This is a genomic window from Pseudomonas sp. 24 E 13 (assembly GCF_900004715.1).
Lineage (GTDB): Bacteria > Pseudomonadota > Gammaproteobacteria > Pseudomonadales > Pseudomonadaceae > Aquipseudomonas > Aquipseudomonas orientalis_A.
The window spans coordinates 84635-103212 of record NZ_CVTO01000112.1 but is presented as its reverse complement, the minus strand read 5'-3'; the positions used below and the strand labels follow the sequence as shown (position 1 = coordinate 103212).

At 60.2% G+C, this 18578-nt stretch carries 11 protein-coding genes; 1 reads left to right on the top strand and 10 read right to left on the bottom strand.

Annotated features, from left to right (window positions below):
- Positions 1-83: 83 nt before the first annotated feature.
- The 5 genes from BFP90_RS11595 to BFP90_RS11575 form a co-directional block, all read right to left on the bottom strand.
- Positions 84-3374, bottom strand: a complete 3291-nt coding sequence (locus tag BFP90_RS11595; protein ID WP_065894519.1) for a transglutaminase family protein — start codon at positions 3372-3374, stop codon at positions 84-86.
- A 187-nt stretch (positions 3375-3561) separates the two neighbouring features.
- Positions 3562-4011: a hypothetical protein gene (locus tag BFP90_RS11590; RefSeq protein ID WP_065894517.1), complete on the bottom strand. Its 450-nt coding sequence runs from the start codon at positions 4009-4011 to the stop codon at positions 3562-3564.
- Positions 4012-4237: 226 nt separating this feature from the next.
- Positions 4238-4687, bottom strand: a complete 450-nt coding sequence (locus BFP90_RS11585) for a hypothetical protein (RefSeq protein ID WP_065896731.1) — start codon at positions 4685-4687, stop codon at positions 4238-4240.
- Complete coding sequence (locus BFP90_RS11580; RefSeq protein WP_065894513.1) at positions 4684-5616, bottom strand: NAD synthetase; 933 nt, start codon at positions 5614-5616, stop codon at positions 4684-4686. Before BFP90_RS11580 ends, BFP90_RS11585 begins: the two co-directional genes overlap by 4 nt.
- Before the next feature lie 209 nt (positions 5617-5825).
- Positions 5826-8129 carry a YgiQ family radical SAM protein gene (locus BFP90_RS11575; protein ID WP_065894512.1) on the bottom strand — a complete coding sequence of 768 codons (2304 nt, stop codon included), beginning with the start codon at positions 8127-8129 and terminating at the stop codon, positions 5826-5828.
- A 313-nt stretch (positions 8130-8442) separates the two neighbouring features.
- On the opposite strand from BFP90_RS11575, the gene BFP90_RS11570 reads away from it, so the two are divergent.
- On the top strand, positions 8443-14745 hold the full coding sequence (locus tag BFP90_RS11570; protein WP_065896730.1) for an NEL-type E3 ubiquitin ligase domain-containing protein: 6303 nt from the start codon (positions 8443-8445) through the stop codon (positions 14743-14745).
- Positions 14746-14758: 13 nt separating this feature from the next.
- Here BFP90_RS11570 and dnaB read toward each other — a convergent pair whose 3' ends face one another.
- The 5 genes from dnaB to rpsF form a co-directional block, all read right to left on the bottom strand.
- Positions 14759-16156: a replicative DNA helicase gene (dnaB, locus tag BFP90_RS11565; RefSeq protein ID WP_003188079.1), complete on the bottom strand. Its 1398-nt coding sequence runs from the start codon at positions 16154-16156 to the stop codon at positions 14759-14761.
- 110 nt (positions 16157-16266) lie between these two features.
- Positions 16267-16713: a 50S ribosomal protein L9 gene (gene rplI, locus BFP90_RS11560; protein WP_003171376.1), complete on the bottom strand. Its 447-nt coding sequence runs from the start codon at positions 16711-16713 to the stop codon at positions 16267-16269.
- A gap of 18 nt (positions 16714-16731) precedes the next feature.
- Entirely contained in the window at positions 16732-17625 is an 894-nt protein-coding gene (locus BFP90_RS11555; protein WP_065896729.1) for a hypothetical protein, read from the bottom strand.
- A gap of 36 nt (positions 17626-17661) precedes the next feature.
- Positions 17662-17892 carry a 30S ribosomal protein S18 gene (rpsR, locus tag BFP90_RS11550; protein ID WP_002551829.1) on the bottom strand — a complete coding sequence of 77 codons (231 nt, stop codon included), beginning with the start codon at positions 17890-17892 and terminating at the stop codon, positions 17662-17664.
- 28 nt (positions 17893-17920) lie between these two features.
- The gene (gene rpsF / locus BFP90_RS11545; RefSeq protein ID WP_003236224.1) at positions 17921-18343 is read right to left on the bottom strand and encodes a 30S ribosomal protein S6; all 423 of its coding nucleotides are present in this window, start codon (positions 18341-18343) and stop codon (positions 17921-17923) included.
- Positions 18344-18578: the final 235 nt, after the last annotated feature.

Sequence of the window (18578 nt, the reverse complement as noted above, 5' to 3'; positions counted from 1 at the left end):
TCGGCAGAGGCAAGGGGGCTCAGGTTAACTCAACAAACACTGCAAATCCTTGTGGGAGGACCCTCCCACATTTGGATTGTCATTCAATCATTTTTATTAGGGAAGCGGCGCAGATCCAGCGTCATCGGCAATTCATCGTTCACCACCACAGTCGGCACGCAGAGCTTACCTGGACTATGCCCCAAGCGGAAAAACCGCGCCATCCGCCGGCTCTCGGCTTCATTGGCATTCACCGGCAAGCTGTCGTAATTGCGCCCGCCCGGATGGGCCACATGGTACTGGCAACCGCCCAGCGAGCGCTGCATCCAGGTGTCCACCAGGTCGAACACCAGTGGCGCATGCACCGCGATGGTCGGCTGCAGGCAGTTGGCCGGTTGCCAGGCGCGGTAACGCACCCCGGCGACAAACTCGCCGACGCGGCCGGTCGGCTGCAGCGGCACCGGGATGCCATTGCAGGTCAGTACATAACGTTGCGGTGCCAAGCCGCTCAACTTCACTTGCAGACGTTCCAGGGATGAGTCCACATAGCGCACCGTACCGCCGACCGCGCCCTCCTCGCCCAGCACATGCCAGGGTTCCAGGGCCTGGCGCAGTTCCAGCTCGATACCGCTGACGGCATAGTCGCCGACCTTGGGAAAACGAAACTCCAGGTGCGCGGCAAACCACTCGGCGCGCAGCGGATAACCGGCGGCATTGAGCTCGGCGATCACATCGGCGAAGTCCTGCTCGATAAAGTGCGGCAACAGGAAGCGATCATGCAGTTCGGTGCCCCAGCGCGCCAACTTCGGTGGCGCGTAAGGTTCACGCCAGAACCGCGCGACCAGCGCCCGCAACAGCAACTGCTGGGTGAGGCTCATGCGCGCATGGGGCGGCATTTCAAAGGCGCGCAGTTCCAGCAGGCCCAGGCGGCCGGTGGCGCCATCGGGGGAATAGAGCTTGTCGATGCAGAACTCGGCGCGATGGGTATTGCCCGTGACGTCGATCAGCAGGTTGCGCAGCAGACGGTCGACCAACCAGGGCGGGCATTCTTCGCCCGGCGCGGGCATTTGCGCAAAGGCGATTTCCAGCTCATACAGCGCGTCGTTGCGCGCCTCATCCACTCTCGGCGCCTGGGACGTGGGGCCGATAAACAGGCCGGAAAACAGATAGGACAGCGAGGGGTGGTTGTGCCAATAACTGATCAAGCTGCGCAGCAGATCAGGCCGGCGCAGAAACGGTGAATCCTTGGGCGTGGCGCCGCCCAGCACGAAATGGTTGCCGCCGCCGGTGCCGGTATGACGACCGTCGATCATGAACTTTTCCGTGGTCAGGCGGGTTTGCCGCGCCTCTTCGTAGAGGAATTCGGTGCGCTCCACCAACTCGTCCCAGGTGGCGGACGGCTGCACGTTAACCTCGATCACGCCGGGGTCCGGCGTCACTCGGAAATTGCTCAGGCGTGTATCCGAAGGCGGTTCGTAGCCTTCCAGCAGCACCGGGCAATGCAGTTCTTCGGCGGTCGCCTCGATGGCGGTCACCAGCTCCAGGTAATCCTCGACGCGCTCCAGCGGCGGCATAAACAGGTACAGGCGTCCTTCCCGCGCTTCGGCGCACAGCGCAGTGCGGGTGAGCCAGTCGGCGGATTCATCGACCTGCGGCATGCGCTCATCACTCGGGGCCGGCTCGTCATGACTGTGCAGTTGGGCAGTGGTCGGCAGCGCCGGTTGGTCCTGATTCGGGTCGGTCGGATGCACAAACGGATATTCCGCAGCCGTCACCCACGGCTGCGAGGCCAGCGGCAGTCGATAACCCAACGGCGAATCGCCCGGCACCAGGCGGCAATGGTTGTCGCGCAGGTACCAGCGCCCGCTCTGCCAGCGATCATTGGCGGCGGTGCGCGCCAGCGGCAGCACCTGGCCGATGACTTTATCCAGGCCCTGGTTGAAGACTTTGCGCAGGCGCTCGCGCTCCAGGTCATCGCTCAGGCGCGGGTCCTGGGCGGTGACGTTTTGCGGTAGCGCCCCCTCGCGCCACAGGTAGTAAAAATTGTCTTCAAACGCGGGGAACACAAAACGGGCCGGCAGCTTGAGACGCTCGGCGACACTGGCCAGGAAGCGCCCGGCCAGTACGCCATCCGCGCCGTAGTCGGCTTGTTCATCGGCGATCAACGCGCTGTTGTGCCAGATCGGCACGCCGTCGCGGCGCCAGTAGCAGTTCAGGGACCAGCGCGGCAACTGCTCGCCGGGGTACCACTTGCCCTGGCCGAAATGCACCAGGCCCTGCGGCGCGTAGTGCCTGCGCAGGCGCTGGAACAGCTCGGCGGACAAGCGACGCTTGTCCGGGCCCAAGGCGGCGGTATTCCATTCGGCGCCGTCGGGGTCATCGATAGAGACGAACGTCGGTTCGCCGCCCATGGTCAGGCGCACATCGTCCCTGTGCAGGTCAGCATCAATCTGCCGGCCCAGGGCCTGGATCGCCAGCCATTGCTCTTCGGTGTAGGGCTTGGTCACCCGTGGCGCTTCCCAGAGGCGCTCCACCGACATCTCGTGGCTGAACTCGCATTCGCACGGCTCAACCAAGCCACTGATCGGTGCCGCAGAAGACGGATCGGGGCTGCAGGCCAACGGGATATGGCCTTCACCAGCGAACAAGCCCGAGGTGGCATCCAGGCCGATCCAGCCGGCGCCGGGCAGATACACCTCGCACCAGGCGTGCAGGTCGGTGAAATCCACGTCGGTGCCGGAGGGGCCATCCAGGGCTTTGACATCGGCGGTGAGCTGGATCAGATAGCCGGAGACAAACCGCGCCGCCAACCCGAGGTTGCGCAGCAGCTGCACCAGCAGCCAGGCCGAATCGCGGCATGAGCCCGAGGCATTTTCCAGGGTGAACTCCGGGGTTTGCACCCCCGGCTCCATGCGGATCAGGTAGCCGATATCGGCGGCCAGGCGCTGGTTGAGTCCGACCAGAAAATCCACGGCCGGCAGCGGCGTGCGGTCGATACCGGCCAGGTAGGCGGCAAACTTCGGCGTCAGCGGCAACGTTTCCAGGTAGGGCGCCAGTTCGCGCTGCTCATCGGCGGCATAGCTGAAAGGGATGTTTTCGGCGTAGGGCTCGAGGAAAAAATCGAATGGATTGAATACCGCCATCTCGGCGACCAGATCGACCTCTACGCGCAGCTCGTCAGTCTTTTCCGGAAATACCAGACGCGCCAGATAATTACCCTGGGGGTCCTGCTGCCAGTTGATAAAGTGCTGCTCGGGCAGCACCTTCAGCGCATAGGACAGTATCCGCGTGCGGCTATGGGCCGCCGGGCGCAATCGCACAATTTGCGGGCCGAGTTCGACAGCACGGTCGTAGCGGTAATGCGTAACGTGGTGCAACGCGACATGAATCGACACGGCGGCCTCCTGCGAGCCAGGGCATGGGCACAACGCGCGCAAGACTTATGCCAGAGCGGCGGTCATTGCGCTTTATCGTGGGAACCGCCGCAGTACAGCACCAAAATGGCGCCAACGGTGGCGTCATGGTGCGAAGGCTGCACATATTTATGGCGAACGCCTGGAGGGAGGTGGTGAATCTACCCAGTCATGGGGCCTTGTGCCTGGCGCCGATGGCTTGCCGCAGGTGGCGAATTTTAACCAATTTGGCTCGCATCTCTCGCTGCCCCTTGCTGTTGAGTATCAGCAGCCCGAACAGTGGAAAAACCAGCGCCAACCCATAAAGAACAGGATGAGGGGCGTATTGGAACATCGGCAACACAAACAGCAGGCAGGCCACGTAGATACCGACCATCAACCATGTCCAAGAGGGTTTGCCGCGCAAAATCATAAAGTTGCTGTGCACCGTCAGCAGCGTGAACACGGCCCCGGCCAGCATGATCTTGCGCCCGACTTGCGCAAGGGGCGCATCAGCAAAATAGGTGACGAACGCCAGCGCCATGGCCAACGCCAATGAAAAATACGCCGCAAATACGCCGCCCAGAAATGTCAGAAAGTAATGCCTGAAAAAGTCCCGGAGCGTCATCAGTTCGCCCATTCTTTTACTTCCTCGTACAACTGAACCGACGCTATCGGGGGCAAGCCCCCGATAGCAATCTGATAGGCGCCACCATACCAAACAGGCTCAGCACCTACCACAAAGCGAAACGCCAACCCGAGACTGGCGTTTTACAGGCCTGCGCGGCCGCCTGGTTTAGCGCGAGATCGTAACGCGGGCCAGACTTCCTGGTGAAGGTGCGAATACAGGTGGTGAATCTACCCAATCAACGGGCTCTACGCTGGGCAACGACGGCCTGTCGCAAGCGCCGTATTTCATGTAGCCGCTGACGCATTTCGCGGTGGCGCTTGCTGTTGAGCAACAGTAAGCCCAGCAGTGGGAACAAAACCGCCGAACCGTACACCAGGCGGTTGAGGTCGTACTGAATCATCGGCAAGACGAACAACAGGCATGCGCCGAGGTATCCCGCCACCAGCCTGGCCGCCCAGGGATAGCCACGCGCGATCATCACGTTGCCAAACACCAGCACCACCACCAGCAGCAGAATCGCAGCCCCCGAATAGCTGGACTTGAGCGCTGGCTCTACCCCACGCAAATAGGTCACGCCCGCAGTGGAAACTGCGACTGAGCCGGAGAAGATCGCCATGAAGACGGTGCCCATGAACACCGGAAAATAACGGGCGAGAAAACTGCGCATATCGGGGAAGCCGCTCATTCGGTCAAATCCTCGTACAAGCCGATCGCAATGGTGCTGGCCGTACCGACATGCCCGGTTCGATAGCTACCGGCGATGCCCAATAGGCCGCCCAGCGCATCTTTCAATTGGGTCAGCGTGGCGTGGCGGATTTCGGTGGAGCTGTAGCTCTTGGTCAGCTTGCCAGCGCGCTGCTGCAGCTTGAGCAACTTGGGCGTCAGGCTCGGATCGCGCAGGCTGAGCAACTCCTTGGTCAATTTCTTGCGTTCCTGACGGCTCAGGCCCTTGAGCAGCTCATACCAACTCTTACCCAACGCGGCGGCCTTGTTGGCTTTGAGCAGCCTGACCGTGGTCAAGGCCCCCGTGCCGATCCCCACCAGCGAGGCCGCATCGAGGATGGGTGAAACCGCGCCATACCATTCGGCGTCGTCCATGCGGTCGTTCGCATCGGGATCAAGTATTTCGTTATAGGTACGCGCCACGCCAAATCCGCATTGGGCGCTGCTCGCCAGCGCCGCAGTGACGCCGATACCCACCACAAACGCACTGGCACCCGCAGTGAACGGCACAGCGACGCTGCCGCTGAATACAACGATCCAGCCGATCACCGCTGCGCCACATGAAAGGCCCATATCAAACGCCTCTTTCCTCAGACGTCCTTCGCGGGGGTCGGTCTTCACCTGCTCTACAAACTGTGCGGGCGAGATGTATTTCTGCGCCTCGCGCAAGATGATGCGCTTGGGCCTGATACTGCAGATGGGCTTGAATTCGCGCAGAGTGATAACGTTGAGGTCAGCGTCGATATACACAACGCCAGCCCCGACGATGCCCGGATCGGCGTCGATAGCTGCAAACAACCGCGGCAGGTTGATCTGACTTTCAATACGCTGGCGCGCCATGAACTGGGAGCGGTTGGAGTCCATGCCGATGCTGAGCAGGGGGTTGCTCATGGGGGTGATCTTCCTTGAAGGGGGTGACGGAACTGACGCTATCGGGGGCAAGCCCCCTCCCACATTTTGAATGTATACACGCATCAACGTGTGGGAGGGGGCTTGCCCCCGATAGCAATCTGATAGGCGCCACCATACCAAACAGGCTCACCACCGACTAGAAAGCAAAACGCCAGCACGAGGCTGGCGTTTGGCATGTCAGGCTGCGATCAACGCGGCACCACCGGCTTGCGCACAGGCTTGCCGCCTTTGCCCTTCGCCGCATCGGTACGTTCCTTCGCCGCCTGTTTGTTGCGCGCCTGCGCCGCCGCCTTGGCTTGCTCGCGCTTGTCCCACGGGTTGCTGCCATCACTGCCACGCGGTGGCAGGCCGGTGTGCTGGGTGAGGATTTTGGTGGTGGTTTCCCTGGCGACCTTGTGGCTGCCGGCCGGCGTCGAGTTCTTGCGACGCGCGCTCTGGTAGCTGTCGGTGCTCGGCTGGTGCAGCGGAATCAGTTGGTCCTTGCCCGGCCCGATCAGGTCGGCGCGGCCCATGCGGGTCAGCGCTTCACGCAGCATCGGCCAGCCCTTGGGGTCGTGGTAGCGCAGGAACGCCTTGTGCAGGCGGCGCTGCTCTTCGCTCTTGACGATGGTCACCGCATCGCTCTTGTAGGTGACCTTGCGCAGCGGGTTCTTGCCCGAGTGGTACATCGCGGTGGCGGTGGCCATCGGCGACGGATAGAACGCCTGCACCTGGTCGGCACGGAAGCCGTTGCCCTTGAGCCACAGGGCCAGGTTCATCATGTCTTCATCGGTGGTGCCGGGGTGAGCGGCGATGAAGTACGGGATCAGGTACTGTTCCTTGCCCGCTTCCTTGGTGTACTTCTCGAACATGCGCTTGAACTTGTCATAGCTGCCGATGCCCGGTTTCATCATCTGGTTGAGCGGACCTTCCTCGGTATGCTCCGGGGCGATCTTCAGGTAGCCACCGACGTGGTGGGTCACCAGTTCCTTGACGTATTCCGGCGACTCAACGGCAAGGTCGTAACGCAGGCCGGAGGCGATCAGGATCTTCTTCACACCCGGCAACGCACGGGCGCTGCGGTACAGCTGGATCAGCGACGAGTGGTCGGTGTTCAGGTTCGGGCAGATGCCAGGGAACACGCACGACGGCTTGCGGCACGCGGATTCGATTTCCGGGCTCTTGCAGGCGATGCGATACATGTTCGCGGTCGGCCCACCGAGGTCGGAGATCACGCCGGTAAAGCCCGGCACCTTGTCGCGGATCTCTTCGATCTCGCGAATGATCGACTCTTCGGAACGGTTCTGGATGATGCGGCCTTCGTGCTCGGTGATCGAGCAGAAAGTGCAGCCGCCGAAGCAGCCACGCATGATGTTCACCGAGAAGCGGATCATGTCGTAGGCCGGGATCTTCTCCTTGCCGTACGCCGGGTGCGGGACACGGGCGTAAGGCATGCCGAACACGTAGTCCATTTCTTCGGTGGTCATCGGAATGGGCGGCGGGTTGAACCACACGTCGACTTCACCGTGCTTCTGCACCAGGGCGCGGGCGTTGCCTGGGTTGGTTTCCAGGTGCAACACGCGGTTGGCGTGGGCGTAGAGCACCGCGTCGCCACGGACTTTTTCCACCGAAGGCAGGCGGATGACGGTCTTGTCGCGGGTCATGCGCGGGCTGGCCAGGATCTGTACGACCTTGGCTTCTTCCGGGTCGTCCACCGCGCCTTTTTCCTGCTCGATGGCGCAAGCCTGGGTGTCCTGGGTATTGACGTACGGGTTGATGATCTTGTCGACCTTGCCCGGGCGGTCGATGCGCGTGGAGTCCACTTCATACCAGCCCGCCGGGGTGTCACGGCGAATGAACGCGGTGCCGCGCACGTCGGTGATGTCTTCGATCTTATGGCCCCACGACAGGCGCTGGGCCACTTCGACGATGGCCCGCTCGGCGTTGCCGTACAGCAGGATATCGGCGGTGGCGTCGATCAGGATCGAGTTGCGCACACGGTCCTGCCAGTAGTCGTAGTGGGCGATGCGGCGCAGGGAGGCTTCGATACCGCCAAGCACGATTGGCACGTTCTTGTAGGCTTCCTTGCAACGCTGGCTGTACACCAGGCTCGCACGGTCCGGGCGTTTGCCGGCCATGCCGCCAGGGGTGTAGGCGTCGTCGGAGCGGATTTTCTTGTCGGCGGTGTAACGGTTGATCATCGAGTCCATGTTGCCGGCCGCGACGCCGAAGAACAGGTTCGGCTCGCCGAGCTTCATGAAGTCGTCTTTGGACTGCCAGTTCGGCTGCGCAATGATCCCGACGCGAAAGCCCTGGGACTCCAGCAGCCGGCCGATGATCGCCATGCCGAACGACGGATGGTCAACGTAGGCATCACCGGTGACGATGATGATGTCGCAGGAATCCCAGCCAAGCTGATCCATCTCCTCCCTGCTCATCGGCAGGAATGGCGCAGGACCGAAACATTCGGCCCAGTACTTGGGATAGTCAAATAACGGCTTGGCTGTTTGCATGACGGTGACCGGTGTTGAGATGAAAAATCGCGGGCGCGGAATATAGCACAAATTTTGACCAATTCCGACGACAGTGGTCGGCTTTTAGCCACGCCGCGCCCGACGGCGCTTATAGCCCGGTTTTGCTGGTGGCAGGGCCCGCATGGGGGTGCTGATCACTCGTCGTCATTGACGGTGCAGCGGCCGGGGCGTTTTCAGCGCACAGCTTTATGCACCGCTTCTTTCGATACTGTCCGCCCTAATGTCGCTCGGTCCTTTCAACAGAGCGCCTGCCAGGCTGCCATGCCAAGCGCTCTCTTCCTGAGCACACACCATGACCAACTCAGTCACCCCTGATGCAGAGCAACCTGCATTACTCACCAATGCAAGCTGGGCCGAACAACAGATTTATCAGCTGATACAGGAAAACGTAACCGCCTTCATGGGCAAGATGGGCGTGGATGAGCAAAAAGAATACCTGCGCCTGAGCAAAGAGCTGGTGGAGCGCGAGCAAACCCTTGGCAACGCCCTCACAGCTCTTTACGACGACCTGAGCCAGCAAATGGTCGACGCTCTGGAGCGCGCGCTGAAGAGCAAAACCGGCACGGCCATCAATTCGCGTACTACCTACCTGAAGACGCGGATCCGGCAGTTGCCGGTCTCCCCGGATGACCTCCCCGCCAACGATCGCCTGGGCAACAACGTGCGTATCTACAAAGAGGACCTGGGCATACGTGAGTACGAACGCTCGATCACCTTGCTGGAGGCCGCGTATCGCAACTTCGGGTTTACCGCGTATTTCTCCACCGAAGAACAACGCGCCAGCTCTATCAGCGGCGACGTCATCAGCGTCAAAGAGTTCGTGGGCGTGGCAAGGAGCGTGGACATCGGCAAGCGCATCAGCGACTACATCGAAAAAGAGTTCATGAAGCGCCTGTCCACCCCGCTCTCCGGCCTGCAAGGCACCAAGCTGCTGGTCGCTTTGAGGGACGCCTATCGCACCAATGAGTCCTGGAGTATCAGCGAGCGGGAATTCAATGACCTCAAAAGCTGGCTGTTCGACACCAGCGTGCATTGGGACCTCTACCAACTGGACGCCGGCGGCGACAAGATTGCCTTGCCGTTTTTCACTCGTCGCTTTGATACGCCAGACGGTTCTTGCGTCTACAGTTATTTCCCGGACCGCCCCAACGGCGCACTACGGCGGCACGCCTCTGGGCAAGAAGCCGTGGACGCCCTGCAGAACCAGATCCGCAACGACGTGGGGCTGGCACACTTCAGTTGGTTCATGAAGGCCATCTCCCTGAACAATCAGGAAAAGCTGCGAGCCTTCATCAAACCGCTGAATGTCAACCGGGACGACCTCTCCTGGCACGCACGGATCCTGTACGACCTGTTTGCCAGCAAGACCCCAAACAGGCAAAAACTGGCGGTGGAAAAAATCGGCACGGACATCCGCAGCCTCGCCCTCACCTTGCCGATCTACCAGTCGTGGCCAATCCAATCGGACCTTATCCGACTGGCGCGCACCAATAAAATGGCGGACCGCGAGGCCGCCGTTGCGTTGGCCACCTATCTGGTCAGCGAGACCTTGTCGATGCTGCTGATTCCGCTCCCCGGTGGCGTGACCGGCTTGGGCAAAATCATGCTGGTCGCAATGCTGGGCACCCTCGTCTACCAGACCTGGTCTGCCATTGTGGCGCTGCGCCGAGGCCAGCAGGCAGAGCTGGTGCAAGCCGTCGGCGACATTCTTGACCTGCTGGTGGGGCTGCGTTTACAGGGGGCGGCGGCCAAGTTGTCTGCCCGCCGCACCCGTCGGTTGATGAGCGCGCTGGGCAACCCCAACTACGCTATTGCCACAGACGGCAAGCCAGGGTTGTGGTTCATCAACGACTACACACAAATCGACCCGAACTACCTGACAGGACTTGAACAAAACCCTCAAGGCCTGTTTGAAAAGGGCGGCCGCAGCTACATCAAGCTGCAGGTCGACAACCAAACCAAATTCGCCCAGGTCACCCTCGAGAAGAGCTCCGGGCGCTATCAACTGGACATGCCGGGCTCTTCAAGCATTCACCCCTATGTCACTTACTCGGCCAAACATGACCGCTGGACACTCGACTCCATCGATACCCGCGCGCTGAACGAAGCCCAATTGCTGCAGCACATGATCTCGCCCAGCGAACTGCCGTTGAGCCCGACCGCCAGCAAGCGCGCGTTGGATGTCGCAGCCGTTGATCGCCAGGAATTGCTGGATATCTGGTTCGATCGCCGGCCCGGCCCTGTCGCCTTGACACAAGCCATCGAGAATCAGCAACTGCGCGAAGGGCTCACCCAGCTGCAAACAGCGCTAGAGCGCAGCGATGGCCCGCTGCCGCCCATCGCCGACCAGATCATGCCTGCACTACTGGCAGACCTGGGCACCTGCACGATCAAGCTGTACACCCCTGACGGCAAAACCTTGCTGTCCAGCTACACCCCGGTGCTCGCGCCCCACACACAACCGTTGGCCACCATCGAGCTGCGCCAGGAGGGGCGTGATCGTTACCTGGCACCGGCATTTGGCTCGCCGGTCGGCTCACTCATGCAACAGGTCTTGCAGGAACATGAACGACTCATCCCGGGTAGCACGTTGGGTCAGGCAGGTCACGGCAGTGAAGCGCACCACCTGGCGAGCCGATTGCTTGAGCTGAGAAAAAAACTCGCGGCACACCTTCAGACGCATCAAGCAGCCGTGTATGAGGCGTTACGCGATGGCCGACTGCGCGACCACATGAATGCACAACATCCAGCCACTCGGTTTGCACCCACGGCACTGTTTGAGCAGACAGCCGGTGGTGACCCCGCCATCAGCCTGTTGCGGCGTCGCTTTCCGGACCTGTCACGAGCAATGGCCGCAGATTTGCTAAGGCGTCATCCCGCATTACGCGACATCGGCCTTTACTCGTTCCTGGAGGCTCCAGTACGCGAAGCCATTCACAAGAGTATTCAACAAAGTACCATCACTGAGGCGCTCAACGCACTTTCGGACCCGAGCGGCCTCGGGCTCAACGCGCACAGCCAGGCCCTGTTCTGCAACCTGCTGACGCTCTTGCCGGGTTGGCCGAGCGACCTCGGTGTAAAGGTTTACCAAGGCGCCACCGATCAGACCGGGCGGATCACCCACCGAGGCTCACTGCTGGACACCTATGGGAGCGAAGACGCAGACAGCTTCGTCATGCTGGTCAAGTCCGGCACTGAATATGCCGGCTACCTACAGGGCAGTGGCGAACTGACAACGGCCGTCGCCGGGCAGAACAGCCTACTCGGCGCCACCCTGCGCGCGCTCACCGAAACCCAACGCAATGAATTGGGCCTTGAGCCCCACGACATCGCCGTGCTGGCCCAGGACGTGCTTGAACAGGCGCACGTACAACAGGCGCATCTGCCGCAATTCCTCACACCTTCGCGGGAGGCGCCGCTATCAACCTCAAGCATCAGTGCTTTCCGGATACCCCACTGGCATGTGCCAGACAATGCCGATGCAGACGGCATCCACGCCATGGGCGAGCGTCGATACGTGACCATCGACAACGGCACCTACCGGGTCATGCTCGACCGCGACGCTTCCTCGGCGACTGGCAAAGTCTGGCGCATCGTCAAACCGGGCGATCCGGTAGCAATGGACGAGGCTAACGTCTACAACAGCAGCCGCCTCGGTGAAAGCCATGCCATCCGACGCAACGCCGCCAATGTGTGGGTCAGCGCCCTCGTCGGTGCTCCGGGGGGTGTACGAGGCGAATGGCATGACTGGTCGTTCTTTCGGCAATTGGCCGACAGTGCCAGCGCCCTCTTGAATCAACTGCGCAGTCCGCAGCGGCGAGTACACACACTGTTTCCGTCGTTTGACCAGGGACAGATCAACGCCTTTATCCAGTCTCTGGGCAACGACATTGCCGGCGGACTGGCTCGACGAGAAACCGAATACAGAACCCTCGGCAGGGAGTTGAAAGCATGGCGGCATGCGAACGCATCCGAATCTGCAAGCTGGCCCAGGCTCGTTACCGATGAGGTCAAACGCTGCTGGCGTCGTGAGACCGGGACATCACTCAGGATGCCGCCGGGTACGGCTGCGCTTCCAGGACTGAAAGCCGACTTCAGCCATGTACGGAAGTTGGAACTTGTGTCGATCAACTGGTCGGACGGGGCCGATACGTTCCTGGGCAATTTCTCCAATCTGGAGCGACTGAGCATCACCCACTCCAAACTCGACAGGCTTCCCACAGCGGTCAGCGAAATGAGCCAATTAACCTCGCTGAACGTGAGCTCGAACCAGATCAGGCTGGATGTACCCAGCGCTGAAAAATTGGCCGGCCTGGCCCAGCTTGAACATATCGATCTGTCGGAAAACCCGCTGGGGATAACACCCGATTTCAGTGGCATGCCGAAACTGCAAACCCTGGACCTCAGCAGTACACAGATCGATCAATGGCCAATAGGCCTGCTGAGTCAAACCAACCTGAAAAGCGTCAAACTGCTCAATAACCGCCTGCGCGCAGTGCCTGAAATCTGCCTGAACCCACCGACCGATCAATTGGAGGCCATCGTCCGGATCAATAACGTCACGCAGCTGCAAGGCAATGACTTCCCCGCTAAATACTGGAGAAAATTCGACAGCTATTGGCGCAATCTGCATGAAAACCATCCGAACCTGATCAACAACGCAATCGACAGCGCGTTTGACTGTGGCAATCCAAGGGTTGAAAGGTATCGGCGGATGTATCCGGGCAAGAGCATCAAGCAAAGTCGAGAGTTTCTCTGGGGGCTCCCCAAAGGAACAGTGGCGGCAGAGCTGGACAGGCTGGAACTTGAGTTCAATCAACTCCAATCACAGTTGGACGCCTGGGCCTTTTCGGGAGGCGTTCGCCGTCAGGGCTACGTTCGCGCAGGCCAATTGGCAACCAATGCAGTGACTCGGGGGGATCGCGACATCGCTAAAGCTCGTATTCTGAGTTGCTGGAGACGAGAAACACCACAGATGCTGGCCAATGACGGCACACCGATCGGCCTGCAACTCGATCTCAGTGGACTGACACTGCCGAGCCTGCCAGACCTTGACGTAGACTTCAGCCACGTAGGCTCACTCAAGCTGGATAATATGAACCTGAGTGTTTCCCCGGAAAGCTTCCTGACGCGATACCGACACGTACGCTGGCTGAACCTGGCAGACAATCAGCTCAGGGACCTTCCCCCGGCATTGGGCGAGATGCACGGCCTTACGCGCTTGTATCTGCATAACAACCGTATTCGCCTGACCCCGGACACCGCCCGCATCCTGGCGGAACGCGTCACGCTCAGAGCGCTCTTGTTACAGGGAAACCAACAGCTCGGCGTGACCCCCGACTTCAGCCAGATACCCGATATCCGCTCGATTAATCTGTCGGGCACAGGCATTGAGACATGGCCGACGGGCCTGGCGGAGCAGCCGCTGCTGGACACGATCAACCTGAATGCCAACCGGATTACAGAGATCCCTGACGCCGTCATCGCGCCTACAGATGCGCTCCTGGCCCAGGCGGCCCGACTCAATAACGTGACCTCTGTTACCGGCAATCCATTGTCCGATCAGACGTTGACGCGGGTCGCGCAATACGCAGAACGGTTGATCACAGCCGGGCTCGCCCAAGTGGGGCAGCCGAACCGTCTAGTGGTCACATCCACCGAAAACAGGTCACCGGCACCCTTTAGAAATCGGGGCGACGAGTCGTTTCGACGCTTGACCAACGGACTGGCCTCCGCCCAGGTTTCCGCCAGGCGGGCGCAATGGAATATGCTGCGCGAACAGCAGGGAGCGGAGCCTTTCTTCGACCTGCTCAGGCGCCTGGAGCAACTGGGTACGGGCCAGCAGGATCACCGGCGAAGAGTCTGGGAGTTGATCGACGCCATCTCCGAAAACAGTCCGGAGTCCGAACAGCTGCGCAGAGAAGTTTTCGATCGGGCCGGCGAACCTGCGTGCTGCGACCGAGCGGCGTTCTCGTTTGGCAACCTGGAGGTCGCGGTCCTGGTATACAGGGCCCTGAGTCAAGCCATGGACCAATCACAAGGCAAGGCGCTGTCGGCATTGTCCAGAGGGCTGTTCCGTTTGCACGAAGTGGACAAGTTCGCCTCAGCCGACATCCAGCGCAGCGAGATGATCGTCAACGATCCGACGGTATCGGAAGAAGGGAAACGCCCCCATCGCCTGCGCCTGAGTGAGGAAGTCGAGATCAGGCTGGCTTATCGCTACGGTCTCAAGGATCGCCTCCAGCTGCCCGGACAGCCTCAGCGGACGGCCTTTACCCAGATGGGTGACGTCACTCAGGACAGGCTGGATAGCGCTTATGAAAAAATCGTGGCCCTGGATAATTCACCTGAGGAATTCCAGGCACTGGTTTCCAGGGAGTTCTGGCAGGTCTATATAACCAACAAATACCGAGCGCAATTCGAAGCGCAGCGCCAACCCGCTCAGGAACGATTGAATGCATTACGTGACAGTTTTGTCGCCGGACTGCTGCCGGAAGCAGACTACAAGAAGCAAACCGATGACGAGCAGGCCCAGCTCGCTATCGAAGAAGCCGAGCTGATCCAGACACTGACTCGGCAAGTGCTGGCCGAATGATCCCGGCCAGCGGTTACTCGTCGTCGTCGAAGTTGTAACTGCCCGGCGCCAGGTTCTCGAAGCGCGTGTACTTACCGATGAACGCCAGGCGAATAAAGCCGATCGGGCCGTTCCGCTGCTTGCCGATGATGATCTCGGCGATGCCCTTGTGTTCCGTTTCGGGGTGGTACACCTCGTCGCGGTACACGAACATGATCACGTCGGCATCCTGCTCGATTGCCCCGGATTCACGCAAGTCGGAGTTCACCGGGCGCTTGTTGGGGCGTTGTTCCAGGGAACGGTTGAGCTGGGACAGCGCCACGACCGGGCAGTTGAATTCCTTGGCCAGGGCTTTCAGGGAACGGGAGATTTCGGAAATCTCGTTGGTACGGTTGTCGCCGCTCGAACCCGGGATCTGCATCAACTGCAGGTAGTCGATCATGATAAGGGCGATATCGCCGTGTTCACGCACCAGGCGGCGGGTACGCGCACGCATCTCTGAAGGGCTGATACCGGCGGTGTCATCGATGAACAGCTTGCGGTCGTTGAGCAGGTTGACCGCCGAGGTCAGGCGCGGCCAATCGTCGTCTTCCAGCTGACCGGAACGCACCTTGGTCTGGTCGATACGGCCGAGCGACGACAGCATACGCATGATCAGCGATTCGCCTGGCATCTCGAGGGAATACACCAGCACCGCCTTGTCGCTGCGCAGTACGGCGTTTTCCACCAGGTTCATTGCAAAGGTGGTCTTACCCATCGACGGACGACCGGCGACGATGATCAGGTCGGACGGCTGCAGGCCGCTGGTCTTTTCGTCGAGGTCGGTGTAGCCGGTGGAAATGCCGGTAATCGCCGCATCCGTGTTGAACAGGGTATCGATGCGGTCGATGGCTTTGGTCAGCAGGTCGTTGACGCTGACCGGCCCGCCGGTTTTCGGACGGGCTTCGGCGATCTGGAAGATCTGGCGCTCGGCTTCGTCGAGGATTTCGGCGGCGGTGCGGCCTTCGGGGTTGAAGGCGCTGTCGGCGATTTCGGTGCTGATGCCGATCAACTGGCGCAAGGTGGCGCGCTCGCGGACGATCTGCGCATACGCCTTGATGTTGGCGACGGACGGCGTGTTCTTCGCCAGCTCACCGAGGTAGCCCAGGCCGCCGACCTGCGAGGTCTGGCCTTCCTTGTCCAGTTGCTCGGCCAGGGTCACCACGTCGATCGGTGAGTTCTGGTCGGCCAGCTTGGCGATGGCGCGGAAGATCAGGCGGTGGTCATGGCGATAGAAGTCACCGTCCGAGACTTGATCCAGCACGCGTTCCCAGGCGTTGTTGTCCAGCATCAAGCCACCGAGCACGGCCTGTTCGGCCTCGATGGAATGCGGCGGCACCTTCAGGGCAGCGGTTTGCAGATCGTATTGCTCAGGAGCGGAGATTTCGTTCATGGCCACTTGAAATTTGGGGTGTGTAAAAAAACAAAAGGCACGACCTGTAAACAGGATCGTGCCCGATGTTAACCGGCTGACACACGAGGTGCCAGTCAGTTAGGTGCGACTTAAGCTGCTACCACGACAACGCGTACGGTGGCTTCAACTTCGGCGTGCAGGTGCACGGCTACGTCGAATTCGCCTACGTTGCGGATGGTGCCGTTCGGCAGACGAACTTCGCTCTTCTGCACTTCAACGCCGGAGGCGGTCAGTGCATCAGCGATGTCGTGGGTGCCGATCGAACCGAACAGCTTGCCTTCGTCACCGGCAGTGGCAGTGATAGTCACTTCCAGCTCAGCCAGTTGGGCAGCGCGAGTTTCGGCCGAAGCTTTTTTGTCTGCTGCGGCTTTTTCCAGCTCAGCGCGACGCTCTTCAAACGCAGCCAGGTTGGCAGCGGTTGCAGCGGTGGCTTTGCCGTATGGCAGCAGGTAGTTACGACCGTAGCCGGCCTTAACGTTCACTTTGTCGCCCAGGTTGCCCAGGTTGGCGACTTTTTCCAGAAGGATCAGTTGCATGTGAAAATCCTCTAACTTTTAACCTTCACCGTTCGCGCTATCGGCATCTTTCGACGCCAGACGTCCGCGAAAATCAATCAGGCCGTCGACAATGGCCAGGACCACGAGTAACGGATAGATCAGCTGCATGAACAGCAACAGCGTGACGTACAACCCCACCAGCCAGAACCTGGCCAGGCGCTTTCGCGCAACCAGCCCATGAATCAGGGCCAGCCCGGCAAACACCAGCGGTACGCTGCAAATCGGCGCCAGCAAGGCCATCTGTGGACCGAAGTTCGGTCCGACAACCATGCACGCCAGCAGCAACATCGCCGGTCCTGCGGGAATTCTGATACTGCGAAACTCGCGACCAAAACCACCCGGGTTATACAACAACGCCTGCCAATAACGCCCAAGAATCAGGCTCAGCACGCTGACAACCTGCAGCAAAGCCGCAATCAGGCCGGTCAGGACCGGCGCAATCAGTGACGCAAACCGCGCTCGCTCATCTACCGACAATTGCTGGTAGATATCCCCGAGGGCCAGCGGCAGGATCTTGACGATCTCCTGCGCCAGCGCCTCGATTTGCGGGCGGAAAGCCGCGCCAAGCATCACTGAGTACACCAACCCCACTGCCACGCTGACCAGCAGCGTACGGACCCAGGACTCACTTGCGCGCAGAACCAACGCAAGGCTCGATGACCCCAGCAGTACCAGAAGTACCCGTGGATCACCCATTTGCAGCCACCAGATCAAGGCCGGCAACAAACCCAGGGCAAGAACGCCCAGGGCGTCCTTCAAACCGCGCCGCAGGAGCACAAGGCATCCAGCGGCAGCACCCAACCAATAAAGCAACGGCAATGCCGCACAGCCAGCCACTACCAGAGTGGCCTGCACACGACCGCGCATGATGAACTCAGCTAAGGCGCGCATGCATTCAATCCCTTACTACTTGTCGACTGCCCGGTCTCAGCGGCCGTGGCTGTCGGTGTAGGCCAGCAGGGCCAGGAAGCGGGCGCGCTTGATAGCGGTGGCCAGCTGACGCTGATAACGTGCTTTGGTACCGGTGATACGGCTTGGAACGATTTTGCCGGTCTCGGATACGTAGGCTTTCAGAGTGTTGAGATCTTTGTAATCGATCTCTTTCACGTCTTCAGCGGTGAAGCGGCAGAATTTACGACGACGGAAGAAACGTGCCATTTGATAGGCTCCTTAAAAGGTCCGTGGATTACTCGTCAGCGTTATCGCTGTTGTCGCTGTCATCACTATCAGCGCTATCAGCGCCTTCGTGCTCAGGACGGTCGCGACGCTCACGGCGCTCACTGCGGTTTTCTTCAGCCTTGAGCATCTCGGATTGGCCGGTAACGGCTTCTTCGCGACGGATGACCAGGTTACGGATCACTGCATCGTTGTAGCGGAAGTTGTCTTCCAGCTCGGCCAGGGCCTTGCCGGTGCATTCAACGTTCAGCATCACGTAGTGAGCCTTGTGAACATTGTTGATTGCGTAGGCCAGTTGACGACGGCCCCAATCTTCCAGACGGTGGATTTTGCCGCCGTCTTCTTCGATCAGCTTGGTGTAACGCTCAACCATGCCGCCGACTTGCTCGCTTTGATCCGGGTGGACCAAAAAGATGATTTCGTAATGACGCATGAATGCTCCTTACGGGTTGTAGCCTGCCGCTCAAAAACGGTCAGACAAGGAGTGAATGACACTTATGGATCTTGCCGCAGGGGAGGCACATGCGTGCCTGCCAGGTGGGCAAGGGGCGCAATTGTAGAGAAGGGGGAGAAAGCGCGCAAGGTGATTGGTGATTATTTGAACAATCGCCCAAACACCACAAAAACAACTGTGGGAGGGGGCTTGCTCCCGATTGCAGTGGGTCAGT